The organism is Aquibacillus koreensis, from assembly GCF_025154055.1.
GTDB lineage: Bacteria > Bacillota > Bacilli > Bacillales > Amphibacillaceae > Aquibacillus_C > Aquibacillus_C koreensis.
In genome coordinates this window covers 81,159-94,789 of record NZ_JAOALK010000055.1, presented here as the reverse complement: position 1 = coordinate 94,789, position 13,631 = coordinate 81,159, and the positions used below count along the sequence as shown (strand labels likewise).

12 protein-coding genes are annotated in these 13,631 nt (G+C 38.1%); 1 reads left to right on the top strand and 11 read right to left on the bottom strand.

Annotated elements, in window-relative coordinates; all coding sequences use genetic code 11:
- Positions 1-17: 17 nt before the first annotated feature.
- The 6 genes from NYQ66_RS16220 to NYQ66_RS16195 all read right to left on the bottom strand — a co-directional run bounded on the left by NYQ66_RS16220 (position 18) and on the right by NYQ66_RS16195 (position 6,487).
- Positions 18-905, bottom strand: coding sequence for a diacylglycerol/lipid kinase family protein (locus tag NYQ66_RS16220; protein WP_259870891.1), 888 nt, complete (start codon positions 903-905; stop codon positions 18-20).
- A gap of 164 nt (positions 906-1,069) precedes the next feature.
- Positions 1,070-1,450 carry a hypothetical protein gene (locus NYQ66_RS16215; protein WP_259870888.1) on the bottom strand — a complete coding sequence of 127 codons (381 nt, stop codon included), beginning with the start codon at positions 1,448-1,450 and terminating at the stop codon, positions 1,070-1,072.
- A gap of 98 nt (positions 1,451-1,548) precedes the next feature.
- Positions 1,549-2,193 carry a GTP pyrophosphokinase gene (locus NYQ66_RS16210; RefSeq protein ID WP_259870950.1) on the bottom strand — a complete coding sequence of 215 codons (645 nt, stop codon included), beginning with the start codon at positions 2,191-2,193 and terminating at the stop codon, positions 1,549-1,551.
- A gap of 331 nt (positions 2,194-2,524) precedes the next feature.
- Entirely contained in the window at positions 2,525-3,649 is a 1,125-nt protein-coding gene (gene yfkAB, locus NYQ66_RS16205; protein WP_259870885.1) for a radical SAM/CxCxxxxC motif protein YfkAB, read from the bottom strand.
- A gap of 328 nt (positions 3,650-3,977) precedes the next feature.
- Complete coding sequence (locus NYQ66_RS16200) at positions 3,978-5,576, bottom strand: ABC transporter permease (RefSeq protein WP_259870884.1); 1,599 nt, start codon at positions 5,574-5,576, stop codon at positions 3,978-3,980.
- The gene (locus NYQ66_RS16195; protein ID WP_259870883.1) at positions 5,576-6,487 is read right to left on the bottom strand and encodes an ABC transporter ATP-binding protein; all 912 of its coding nucleotides are present in this window, start codon (positions 6,485-6,487) and stop codon (positions 5,576-5,578) included. Before NYQ66_RS16195 ends, NYQ66_RS16200 begins: the two co-directional genes overlap by 1 nt.
- 159 nt (positions 6,488-6,646) lie before the next feature.
- On the opposite strand from NYQ66_RS16195, the gene NYQ66_RS16190 reads away from it, so the two are divergent.
- Positions 6,647-7,234 carry a TetR/AcrR family transcriptional regulator gene (locus NYQ66_RS16190; RefSeq protein ID WP_259870882.1) on the top strand — a complete coding sequence of 196 codons (588 nt, stop codon included), beginning with the start codon at positions 6,647-6,649 and terminating at the stop codon, positions 7,232-7,234.
- 53 nt (positions 7,235-7,287) lie between these two features.
- On the opposite strand, the gene NYQ66_RS16185 is transcribed toward NYQ66_RS16190, so the two are convergent.
- From NYQ66_RS16185 to ftsE, 5 genes are all read right to left on the bottom strand, one after another.
- Positions 7,288-8,490: a PDZ domain-containing protein gene (locus tag NYQ66_RS16185; protein WP_259870881.1), complete on the bottom strand. Its 1,203-nt coding sequence runs from the start codon at positions 8,488-8,490 to the stop codon at positions 7,288-7,290.
- Positions 8,491-8,856: 366 nt separating this feature from the next.
- Complete coding sequence (locus tag NYQ66_RS16180; RefSeq protein WP_272480017.1) at positions 8,857-10,338, bottom strand: S41 family peptidase; 1,482 nt, start codon at positions 10,336-10,338, stop codon at positions 8,857-8,859.
- Positions 10,339-10,482: 144 nt separating this feature from the next.
- Positions 10,483-11,901: a murein hydrolase activator EnvC family protein gene (locus tag NYQ66_RS16175; RefSeq protein WP_259870880.1), complete on the bottom strand. Its 1,419-nt coding sequence runs from the start codon at positions 11,899-11,901 to the stop codon at positions 10,483-10,485.
- A 41-nt stretch (positions 11,902-11,942) separates the two neighbouring features.
- Positions 11,943-12,836, bottom strand: coding sequence for a permease-like cell division protein FtsX (gene ftsX, locus NYQ66_RS16170; RefSeq protein ID WP_259870878.1), 894 nt, complete (start codon positions 12,834-12,836; stop codon positions 11,943-11,945).
- The gene (ftsE, locus tag NYQ66_RS16165) at positions 12,826-13,512 is read right to left on the bottom strand and encodes a cell division ATP-binding protein FtsE (RefSeq protein ID WP_259870877.1); all 687 of its coding nucleotides are present in this window, start codon (positions 13,510-13,512) and stop codon (positions 12,826-12,828) included. Before ftsE ends, ftsX begins: the two co-directional genes overlap by 11 nt.
- Positions 13,513-13,631 lie beyond the last annotated feature (119 nt).

Sequence of the window (13,631 nt, the reverse complement as noted above, 5' to 3'; positions counted from 1 at the left end):
GAAGCCACTTGGGATTTTTATTTCATTTCGCCTACAAGCATCGTTAAATAATCCGGCAAAACTTCTATTTCTGACGGTGTCGAACAACGACGTTCCCCGTCACAATCAACGGTCTGTTCTGGTGTCGCCGTTACTTTCAATTTTTTCGTTTGGAAATAGATATACCCTTCTTCTTTCGTTGGTTGGTTAGACATTTTTGTTTGCAACATCGACCAAAACACTTGCACAGAAGTTTCTTTTATTAAAAGTACATCGAGCAACCCATCTTGGACATCGCCTTTCGGAAAAAATGCTTCGACTCCGGCAGTAAACGTTCCATTCCCAACTACAAGCATGACCGCTTCATCATCAAAGTTGAAATCATCTGCTTCTAATTGCAGGTGAAACGGTTCTGTTTTCCCCATTGTTTGTGCCGTTCGTAAGTAATAGCCAAATCGACCATACCTGTCTTTGACTTCGGAATCAACATTACTAGCTACCTGGGTGATCAGTCCAATCCCCCAGAAGTTAAGAAAATAATTTTTATCGGTTTTACCAACATCCACAGGCTGCTGATGCTTGTCCACGATCTGATATGTAGCCTTGACTGGATTCTGGTACATCCCGATTGCTCTCGAAAAATCATTACTCGTTCCACCCGGAATAATGCCTAAGACCGGGCGCCTGTCTAATCGGCATAGTGCATTCACAACTTCATTGACTGTTCCATCACCACCAGCAGCGATGATTATATCCACTTCACTAGCAACCTTTCTAACCAAATCACCACTATCACCGTATTTCTGCGTTTCGTAAAAATCTACCTGTTCGAATTGATTATGTAAAATTTCTTCAATCTTCACCTTTTGCTTCTGTAGTTTTCCTCTTCCTGCTGTTGGATTAAAGATGACTGCTACACGTTCCATGTCCCGCATCCTTTCCTGTATCAGAAATATTCTTTTATGAATTAAGTTCCCCATACAATGGTTTTGTAAACGGTATTTTTTGAAAAGGGTAATCTCTTCTGGAGGTTCAGACATGATAGAAAATCCGTATTAACGCTGAAATACTCAATTTCAGATGGCACATCTTAATGTGGCCAAGCCTTTTTCTGACTCTGAATGACTTTCGCTCGCACTTGTTGTCCGAATACAAGCCTGTTTCTGACTATGAATGACTTTCGCTCGCACTTGTTGTCCGAATTCACGCCTTTTTCTGACTCTGAATGACTTTCGTTCGCACTTGTTGTCCGAATCCAAGCCTGTTTCTGACTCTGAATGACTTTCGCTCGCACTTGTTGTCCGAATCCATGCCTGTTTCTGACTATGAATGACTTTCGTTCGCACTTGTTGTCCGAATACAAGCCTGTTTCTGACTCTGAATGACTTTCACTCGTTCGTAACTTCCAAATCGAAGTCTGATTTTGATCGGCTACTGCACGTCTTCTCTTGCGAATTAACGATGAATTCAAAAATTAAATTACTATACAGTCTATATAATATCTGCCACAATCATACAATAACAATCTTCTAAAAAGAGCCTAAACAAAAACCCAAGCATATGCTTGGGTTATACGTTAGAAACCTTAGAGGTATATTTAATTTTGTCCACTTCTGTGTTAATGTATTCCATCTTATCATCAAGTGCCGTTACTGTATCGGCAGCCAGCTTTAGTTCTTTTTTCAACTTTTCTGGAATATCTTGATCAAACTTATAAAAGATCTTGTGTTCCAGACTCGCCCATGTATCCATGGCTATCGTTCTTATTTGTATCTCAACAGGCACATACTCTGTCCGGTTTGCTAAAAATACGGGTACCTCCAGAATCATATGCAAACTTCGATAGCCGTTCTCCTTCGGGTTCTTAATATAATCTTTTGTCTGAATCACGTTAATATCATCTTGAGAAGCGATCATTTCATGTATTTTATAAATATCACGAACAAAGGAACAAGTAACACGAACACCAGCTATATCCAGGACATACGATCTTGCATTTTCCAATGTGACCGATAGTCCTTTTCTGTTTAATTTGTTCATGATACTTGATGGATCTTTTATCCGCGATTTAATATGTTCAATCGGATTATGGTTATGAATGAACTGAAATTCTTCATTCAATATATTTAGCTTTGTATTAATTTCATCCAGTGCGAATTTGTACATTAGTAGCCCATTCTTCCAATGGTTAAACTTATCTTGAAACACGTCCATACTACTCAACCTCTCTGTCTGATCCTTTTGTACCTCTTCCATTATATCACCGGCTATTCCTTATATTTGTCTTTTTCGTCATTGTTACGATTATTGTTGGAATTTGAACAAGTTAGTCTTTACTATATCCTCTATACGGACAAGCATTACTATGGGTTTCAACAAATTAAGAAGAATCCGTTTTTAGTAATTGCACTTTGTTTGCTAAGCGACGTGTTTTTTTATGCTACGACAAAGTTTCTTGTCGCAAATTATGTTTATTACATCATCATATTAAAAGCCACAATAAAAAAGACATAACCCTTTATCAGATTCATGCCTTTTTCCACAACTATAAACTTATATTCGCTTGTCTTTTTTGAAAATCCACATCATCATAATACGTATTTTTCACCAGTACATTTGGACCAAGGCACTTTACAGCCGGACAGTGGCAATTTAAGCTTTGCGCTGTTTTTGTGTTCATCCAACGGTCGTACGCTTCTGGTAAAGGAGTATGCTGAATGTTGCCTAACGATGGTTCATCACCAAAATCAGTAACAATCACTTCTCCAGTAAATATATTCACATTCAGACGAGAACGCCCGTCAGGATCATTACGGACAGTTACATTTTTTTCTTTATATAAACGTTGTAATAAATTTAAATCTTCAGATGAAGTATTACATGGATAGATTGGAAGTGTGCCAAATAACATCCAGAAATTCGGATCACGATGATCTAGCAACCTATGAATCGATTGCGCCATTTCTTCCAAGCTAAGCGTTTCTAAATTACTAGCAAAATCAACTGGATACATCGGATGAATTTCATGCCGTGCACACCCCATTTCTAGCACATGGTCATGAATTTTTTCAAGGTAAGGGAACGTGCGTCTGTTTAACATCGTTTCTGCAGAGACCATCACCCCAGCCTTAGATAATCGTTGTGCATTTTCTACCATGCGATCAAAAAACATCGCTCTATTTTGTTCCGTAGGCTTGCGCTCCATCCGCGCGAACCCCGTTTCCACAAACTCCTCCACCGTTCCCCAGTTATGCGAAATATGTAGTACATCTAAGTATGGAATAATCTCTTCATAACGATTATATGGCAATGTTAAATTGGAATTAATTTGCGTCCGGACACCACGCTCGTGCGCATAGGAAAGCAACGGGACAACATAATTCCTAACCGACTTTTTCGACATCATCGGTTCGCCACCCGTAATACTTAACGTCCGCAGATGAGGAATCTCATCTAATCGTTTAAGCAGCAACTCGATTGGTAATGCATCCGGGTCTTGGTCTTGTAATGTATAACCGACAGCACAATGTGCACAACGCATGTTACATAGTGTTGTAGTTGTAAATTCGATATTTGTTAACGTCATTTCCCCATGTTCTTCTACATCCATATACGCTTCCCACGGATCAAAAGACGGGTTTATTTCAGGTTGTTTTTGTTTCGTACGCATCTATTTAAAACGTCCTTTCCAACTGTGCATTAATCTATTATACTACCATTTTCCCCACAAAAAAACCACGTGATGCTGCAAAGGTTCTCTATGATAAAATCATATACGGTTTATGATTAGTTTTTAATGAAAAAAGGGGATATTTGCGCATCCACCTGATTTATTCAGTGACTTGTAGCAGTAAATCAGTAACTTTTAGCAATAATTCATTAACTTTCTCAGTAATTCAGTGACTTTTAGCAATAATTCAGTAACTTCCAAAATAATTCAGTAACTCACCAGATCCACACTAAAAGCCCCTGGTTCACAACAACCAGAGGCCCTCCTATTATTCGATATCTCTTCTGTTATACCCAATCACACCCGCTGCAATTAACCCAAGCGCGATCACACTCAATACGAGCATAGAAAGAAAATCTATTTCCTCCACAGGGTATCTCGGTACAAAACCGAATGGCGAGATTTGACCAACCCAATCCGAGAATTGAAATAATCCACCCAAATAGAGCACGATAAAGGAATAAAACACATATAACCAGACCAAGCTTGTTAGCTTAGGTATAAAACCAATCAACAACGCCGAAATACCTATCATAACAACCATTGCCGGGTAGTAAGCAAGTGCTCCACCATAAATTTTTCCAAAAGATAGTCCACCTTCTACGACTGCAGTGCCCGAAGCCCATAGGGAAAAGGTAGCTAGAGACAGCATGACAAATCCGTTTACAACCGCAATAATCACATAACTAAGGATTAATCGTGTTCGGGAAACAGTTCTTCCTAATAGATGATCGATCCGTCCTTTTTTCTCTTCCCCATATAATTTATTTATTGCCATGATTGGCGGAATCGTTGCGAGCAATGCAACAACGATCATTAACTGTGGCAAAAATTGCTCGACAATCGTTAAGCCTTCTTGTTGCATTAACATTTGTTCAATTAACTCGTTACCAGCAAAAAATGATTCTAAATCTCCCAGTACAGAACCATAAGAGCTTCCTAATAATAGCATACCAATAGCCCATGAAATCGTACCAGTTCGTTGCAATCGTAAGGCCAAACCTGCTGGACTTTGTAAGAAACGAGACGCGTGTCTTTTTCCAGGCTTTGATGGAATAAACCCAGCACCCAAGTCACGGATAGCATTAAGATAGTAAGCGAAGAATAATAGAATAATAGAAAAAACAACCATGAATACTACCGGCCACCAATTATTCGATGCATACACTTCTGCCTTCGTCACCCAGCCTAAAGGTGACAACCAAGATAGCTTCTCATTGCTTACATCTGTTATGGCACGTAATAGATAAGCTAGGAGTAAAATTGCAATTGATAAACCCGTAGTACCCCGTGCACTTTCGGAGAGTTGGGCCATCAGTGCAGTCACACCAACAAACACTAATCCCGTTCCCCCTAAAACCGCACCATATAAGAGCGAGCCTTCCAGGTCGAGACTCTCGATGTCTAACAGATATAAGCCAAAACCAACGATCAGTGCCAACAAAATATTTGTTAACGCAACAATGAGTAATGTTGCATTTAAATTAGATAGCCTACCTGCAGGAAGCGATCGAACCATTTCAATTCGTCCGTCCTCTTCTTCACCTCGCGTATGACGACTCACCAATAAAATACTCATTAATCCTACAACCGCTGCCGTCATTAAAATCATATTATGTGCAGTCATGACACCTAACGTATAATTAGCAAAATCTGCTGGACCAACCATTGCCGTCATCGCAGGATTTTGCATCGTTTCGATGATGCCTGCACGTTGCTCTTCTGTACCGTAAAGATCAATAAACGCAATTGGAATAATCAAGGTAAAGAAGCTTAAGCCAATTAACCATAGTGGGATTCGGATCCGATCCTGTCTTAGAATTAATCGCGACAGGAGTCCTGTTTTAGCAAAAGATTGACTAGCCATTAGTCCGTCCCTCCTGCTCCCACACGGTCTTCTGTACCTTCGTAATGACGCATAAATAACTCTTCTAACGTTGGTGGTGCGCTTTCCAGCTTCACAATCCCAAACTGACTAAGATATTTAATGACATTGTCAATTTCATTCGAATCAATTTGAAACGAAGTACTTTGACCTTTCTTTTGAATAGCATAAATTCCTTTTAAGTTACCTAGTTGTCCAAGTGGTTCTCTTGTTTCTACCAACATTTGTGTTCTAGTTAAATGTCTTAATTCATTTAACGAGCCTGACTCGATAATTTCACCTTGTCGGATAATACTGACGCGGTCACATAGCTTTTCCACTTCCGATAAAATATGACTAGAGAGAAGCACACTCTTTCCTTCGCTTTTTACATCCCTCACACATTCCTGAAAGACATTTTCCATTAAAGGGTCAAGCCCTGATGTTGGTTCGTCTAAAATATACAAATCTGCATCTGATGAAAATGCAGCAATTAATGCTATCTTTTGCCTGTTTCCTTTTGAATACGTACGACATTTCTTAGTCGGGTCTAAATCAAATTTTTCAATGAGCTCATCACGTTTTTTTGTATTGGATGATCCACGTAGTTTTGCGAATAAGTCTATCACCTCTCCACCAGTTAGGTTCGGCCAAAGATTGACATCCCCAGGAACATAGGCAATACGCTTGTGAATCTCCACTGCATCACTCCATGCATCTTTATCAAAAATTGATACTTCTCCTTCTGTTGCTTTCAAAATACCTAAAAGCACACGAATCGTTGTTGATTTACCTGCACCATTTGGTCCAATAAATCCTAAAACTTCGCCTTTGTTTAACTCTAGGTTCACTCCATCTAATGCGGTAAACTTACCAAACTTCTTCGTTAAATTCGTCGTTTTTAGAATCGACATGTTCATCCTCCTCTTAGTAGGAAAAACTATAAATTATGAAATATTTAAACTTATATAGTTCATAATATACAATTTCCTTGTGCATTACAATATATTTTTGAAATCAATTTATTGTTATATTTCATAATTTTGATTAAACTAAGAATGAGGTGAAAGCTAGTGGACGGGTTTAAACGTAGAGCAGAAGTGAAAAAAACAAATATATTAGAAGCTGCATTAGACTTATTTATGAAGTTTGGTGTGCAAAAAGTCTCGATTGCAGAAATTGCGAAACAAGCAAACGTGTCCCAAGTGACGATTTATAATTATTTTGATAGTAAGCATAACTTGATTTATGAGGTGATGATTTACTACGTCGAAACAGCTTGGATTGATACTGAAGAAATTTTGAATAGTAACATCGCCACTTCAGAAAAAATAAAAGCAATCATTTTTAATAAGAAAACAGCTACTAATCAGATGAATCAAGATTTTTATAACTATTTCATGAAGGAATATACTTCAGGGATCGCATATTTGGAAGAATTTATCGCAAAAACAATGCTTCCAAGGCTAGTAGAACTAATTGATGAAGGTAAAGACAAAGGTGAAATTGATGCTTCTGTCTCCAATGAAGCAATCCTCTTTTATATTCAAATGCTACGAGAGGTTATGCAACGAGAAGATGTCTATCAAAAGATTCTCCCCCTTTCTGAAGAAATTACAAAGCTAATGTTTTACGGTATTGTTGGGAAAGATCACAAGTAACCTAATGTGCATAGAAAAAAACGGCTTGCGATATCGCAGCCGTTTCTTCCTAACTATTGTGCTTTTTTTCTAGACTTAAGGTCGTTATTTCGATAATGTTCTTTTGCAAAAAGAATGCCAAGTTCGTGATGCTCTCCTTGATAGATTGCACGTTGAGCAAATCGAAGTTCCCCACGGACATCACGGATATCTAATTTACAATAAGCACTATTCGCTTGCAGTGCTTCATAAAACGCTTGTTCACTAGTAACAACTCTGCCATTAACCTTCATAATTTTTTCCCCTGGCATCAGTTCTAAACTTTCACCTGGTGTATTTGGAATCACACCAAGTACTAGTAGCCCATTCGGTTCTGGGCTAAAGAAGGCTTGCTTCATTTGATCGTTTAAGCGGAATCGATACGATATAAATTCCCTTCCTAAAATCGCAATGATCGCACTGACTAGCGTAAGGACAGATAGATAGTACCCTGTCACGGCAATCCCAATCGTAATTAGACCTAGAATTAAAACAGCATTACCTAATGTACGAAATGCCTTGACTGGTATTGTTCCTTTCACAACATGTTCAAATCCAAAAATAATTGGGACAAGCATGAGAGAATAGCTTGTACCATTCACATCAAAAACAGGCCACCATGAAGCAAAAGATACGATCGGCCCTCCTGGAATCAATGTAAAAAAGGGAATCATCGTTATTTTCTTCATACGGTGCTGGCCAACCCATTTCCCACGATTTCCTTTCACTAATTCAGGGAAAGTGTGATTTTGTCGCATCCGCATCATAATTATTGCTTCTATTACCAAGAAAATCCCTAATAGTGTTGTAAAACTAACAAAATCAACTTGTTGTAGATCTTCCAACCACGCAGCGGGCACATAGTCTGTGAAAAACGTTCGAATAACTAGCAAAACGATATAGGTAAAACTAAAAATATAAGCGGCTGATAGCCATGTGAATCTACCTACAATAGATAATAGAATAGTAATGATAGATAATAGCAATATAACCGGATAACTTAAAGAAACACCTGCAACCATCACGATAACAGATAGCACAATCCCACTGATTAAGGATATGAGCCACGTGTGTTTCATCTCATAAAAAATATCATAAATCTTCGTACCAAAATGGCGCCTTTCTTTTTTTACTCGAGATTTATGCGCAATTAACAATACGATAAAGAACCAATAAAATAAAGGAGATAAAAAAAGCCTGCCAATTCCTCTTCCTAATTCAATGAGCCATTCCACCATCTTATACTCCTTCCAACACCTATAAACACATTTGTGTATGATAAGTTAATTTCGATACACGTGTCCATTTTCCCTGCCTCTATACTAAGAATACAATAGAGTTTTCCTCCTTGTCACTTACTTTTCACTTTTTGGATTAGAGAGAAAGTTCCCACGCCTCTCTTTTTCAAGATTCATCCATAAATTCCCTAAATGTTGTGGTGATATTATAGTGTTCTTAAATGCGCTAGAACTCCTTACTTAAAAGTTGATATACCCCTATCATAACAATACTTGAATACAAAGAAAAAGCCTAAATCACAATTTGCGATTTAGGCTAAGACTGGAACAAGGCACCTGTTCATTTATCCAAAACAGCATTTCCCACTATTGGAATAATGCTTCTAATGCTTTTTCTTTTTGTGTGTCGTTTTCTCCGCTTCGGATTAGATCAATGATGCTTGTTTGTAGTTTTTCAGCTGTTTGTTTATCGATCTCACCGGTAGCATTGATTCCATTGTCTGCTTGATATTGCTTTACTGCTTCCACTGTTTCTTGGCTAAAGTAACCATCTTCTCGCCCTGGCTCATAGTCTAGACCCTTTAACATGATTTGCGCATTGGCGATTTTAGGATCACTCTCATTAAACGTTAATGTTTCTTCAATTTGAATCGGGTTGGTATAAAAGTAATCTGGTTGACTTACTTCGATTGTTGGCTCCACACCAGTTTCATTTATCCAATTCCCTTCTGGTGATAACCACTTAAATAAGGTTAACTTAATCGTACTACCATCACCCATTGGGATAGTTTGTTGTACCGTACCTTTACCAAAACTAGTTCTTCCAACGACTTCATAGTCACCAGCTTCTTTTAATGAAACAGCTAATATCTCTGATGCTGATGCACTACCCTCGTCAATCAACACACTAATCGGATAGTCTTTTGGTTCTGATAAGTCAGAGAAATATCTAGATTTCTTGCCTTCCTTGTCTTCAATTTGTACATAAGGTATATCTTCTGTAACAAAGTTTTTCAGGATCTCCTCAACCGTAGGTAATAAGCCTCCTGGATTGCCTCGTACATCAATGACAAGTCCTTCGATTCCTTCTTTTTCTAGCTTCGTTAATTCTTCTTTAAAACGGTTTGCAGTATTTTCGGAAAAGGATGTAATTTCGATAATGCCTGCCTTACGTCCATCAACCTCTACAGTTTCTGCATAAACTGTTTCCAAAGGAATTTCATCACGAACAAGTTCAATACTTAGCAGTTCAGCAACACCTGGGCGTTGAATCTCTAACTCAACTGTCGATCCTTTTTCACCACGTATTTTAGAAACTGCATCATATAAGTCAAGTCCTTCCACGCTCTCCTCGTTCACTTTCAGAATCTGATCATTTGGCTTTAATCCAGCTTCTTCCGCAGGCGAATCTTTGATTGGTGCAATAATCGTTACTTTTCCTTCACGCATACTTACTTCTGCACCAATACCTTCAAATGAGGACTCTATTTGCTCCGTGAACTCTTGTACTGTTTCACTATCCATGTAAACGCTATAAGGATCTTCTAACGTATCAAGCATTCCTTGAATAGCACCTTCAATTAGTTGCTGTTCGTCTACTTCTTCTAAGTAATTTTGTTCAATTGTTTCTAATGCTTGTAGAACTTTTGCCATTTTCGGCATGTCATTATTTTGACTTTCTAGTTGTTCTTGTTGACTTGGTGTATTGTCTTCTACTGTCTGGCTTGATTGTTGCTCGTTATTCGTTTGACCCGATTCAGCAAGCTTCACACCTGCATAGGAACCAAGTGCACCCATACATAACGCTGCAACAATAATGATTGCAATGTACCTTTTTTTTATGTTCACATATTTCACCTCAAAAAAAATGTTTGTCTTGTTGCTATTCTACTATGTATTGCACAAAAAGGCATCACAACCGATTTGTGCGATGCCCTTTTGCTATTTGTTTATCGTATGCAATACATGTCCAATTCATGTTACATTCGTGAATTATTTAATATAACTATATGGATTTACTACGTATTTTGTCGTGTAAGACCAGCCACCTTTATGCAATTCAAAGTGCAAGTGTGGTCCTGTTGAATCACCCGTACTACCCATATAACCAATGATTTGTCCTTGTGTTACAAGTTGTCCTTCACCGACAATATAATGCGTCATGTGTGCATATACACTCGTAAACTCCGTGCCATTTACATCATGCAAAATCATAACACGATTACCATACCCAGGTGAACCGTTACTATTCTTGTGGAATCTCGCATCAATGACAACACCAGAAGCGGTAGCATAAATTGGTGTACCTGAGTTTGCCGCGATGTCGATTCCTTTATGATAACTTCCCCAACGCCAACCTATTCCAGAAGTGTGTCTTCCATCAGCTGGTATAATAAAATCACTTTTACCTGCACTTGGACTAGATGGTGCCGCAGGTTCTCCTGAGTCACCGGAATTGCCTTCGTTACCTGCAGCTTCTTGTTCAGCTTTTTTCTTCGCTTCTTCCGCTGCTAGTTGTTCCAAGCGCTGCTTTTCTTGTTGAGCCGCTTGTTTCGCTTTTTCAATCGATGACGCTTTTGCCGCTAGAATTTCTTTTTCTTCTTCAAGTGAAATCTGATATTTCTCTAAGTGTTGATGCTCTTCTTCTAACTGAGCCATTAGTGTTTCTTTTTCAGACTTTTGGCTATCTAACGTTGCCTTAAGTGAGCTCAACTGTTGTTGTTGTTGTTCTAACGATGCTTTTGTTGCAACTAAGCCTTCTTTTTTCTCTTCTAGAGCAACTTGTTTCTCTTCTACACTTACTTTTTTCGTTTCAAGATCATCTTTATCATCCATATGAGATTCCATAATCCCTTTATCCTGATCCATGATCTTGGTGACGGCAGTAGCTCTATTAATAAAATCTCCAAAGCTTTGGGCACCCATAATTACTTCTAAGTAACTGATTTCTCCACCGTTTTGCTGAATCGCGCGCAAACGATTTTTCAGTAGCTCTTCACGTGTTTCAATTCTTTCTCTTAATTCCTCAATTTCTTCTTTTAGTGTAGCAATTTCTTCGATCGTAACTTCTATTTCCTTTTCCGTTGTATCAATCTCATTATTTGTTTGAGTGATTTCATTTTGTTTTGCAGTAATTTTGGATTGCGTGTCATTAAGCTTTGCGTTAATTGTATCTATTTCTTTATTAACTGAATCTTGTTCTTCCAAATTTTCTTCAATCTTCTGTTCGGTATCTTCTACCTGACTACCAACTTGGTCACGCTCTTTATTCACTTCTTGTTGTTGTTTGTTTAAGTCATTAAGCTTACTATCAACATTACCAATAGTTTCAGCAGAGATTTGTATCGAGGATGGTATGAATGTCACGATGCAAACGATGCTGATGACGATAAAAGATAAGCCCTTTTTCATTCGTTTTTCCCCTTCCGACATTAGAAACTAGCATTCTATTTTTATACTTTCAAGAATTTACGAACGCTCATTACACTGCCCCAAACACCAATTCCCGCTCCAATTGCTAGAATAAGCAAGGATAGTTGCCATGCAAATGGATTGAATTCTAACAGTTCCACAAATTCAAATTGCGTCAGTGTATCCACATTGTTAGTGATATAGTAATAAGCACTCACGATCACAGCAATCGGAATAATACTTCCTAACACACCAAGTAATAGTCCCTCTACAAAGAAAGGCCAACGAATAAATCCGTTTGTAGCACCGACAAGCTTCATAATTTCAATTTCTTTTCTTCTAGCCATAATCGTAATTTTGATCGTATTCGAAATTAGGAAGATCGCGGTAAATACGAGTCCAATAATTAATGCTAAGCCAATATTTCGAGCATAACTATTAAATGTAAACAGGTTTTGCACTACTTCTTGTCCATAATTTACTTTTTCAACATTATCAATTGCTTCAATTTTTGTTGCAACAGACGCTGTATCTAGCGGATCTGTTGTTTTAACAACATAAGCGTGACTTAGTGGATTATCTTGTTCGTATAAGTCCCAGATACTACCCTCTTCTCCCATACTTTCTATTAAACTCTGAAGCTCTTCTTCTTTCGTGGAAAACTGTACGAGTGATACTTCAGGAATTCTCTCAAGCTCTTCGCCTACCGCTTCAATTTCAGCTTCATCTGCAGTCAAATCGATGAATGCTTTAATCTGTACATCTTCTTCTAAGTTATCTGCAATATGATTTAAATTAATCATGAGCGCCAGGAATGCCCCAACTAGAATTAACGTTGTTGTTACGGCACCTACCGACGCAATTGTCATCCAACTGTTACGCCATATATTTTTAGCACCTTCACGGAAATGTCTTTTTAATGTATTAAGCCTCATAGCCGTAATCACCTCGGTGTTCGTCTCGGACAATTAAGCCGCCTTCAATTGCTATTACACGCTTCTTAATTGTGTTTACAATCTCCTTACTATGGGTAGCCATAATAATAGTTGTACCACTTGCATTTATTTCATCAAGAATCCGCATAATATCCCATGACGTGTCAGGATCTAAATTTCCAGTAGGCTCGTCCGCTATTAAAAGCTTCGGGTAGTTAACAATCGCTCTTGCAATCGATACACGCTGCTGTTCTCCGCCAGATAGTTCATCTGGAATAAAGCGTGCTTTATTTTTTAAACCAACTAAATCTAGTACTTCCATCACACGTCTACGCATGTTTCTAGGAGTCTCTTCAATAACTTCTAATGCAAATGCTACATTCTCATAAACTGTCATTTTCGGGAGTAACTTAAAATCTTGGTAGACAACACCTATATTTCTACGAAGAAGAGGAACTTGCTTCCATTTCAAAAATGGGACGTCCATATTATTAACAACGATGGAACCCTTGGAAGGTTTTTCTTCTCGGAAGATTAATTTTATAAAAGTAGATTTACCGGCTCCACTAGGCCCAACCACATAAACAAATTCGCCTTGTTCAATGGTGACATCAATGCCGTTCAAAGCTGTTACACCATTTGGATATGTTTTGTAAACGCCCTGCATATCGATCATAATTTATCACCTTATCTTTTTTTTATGTTAAAAAACTAGTTGTTTTCATTTTACTTAGGTCTAAAACCCTGGATTTTTCTGTCGAAATAACGGGTCTTTTACATTATAACATCTTATAG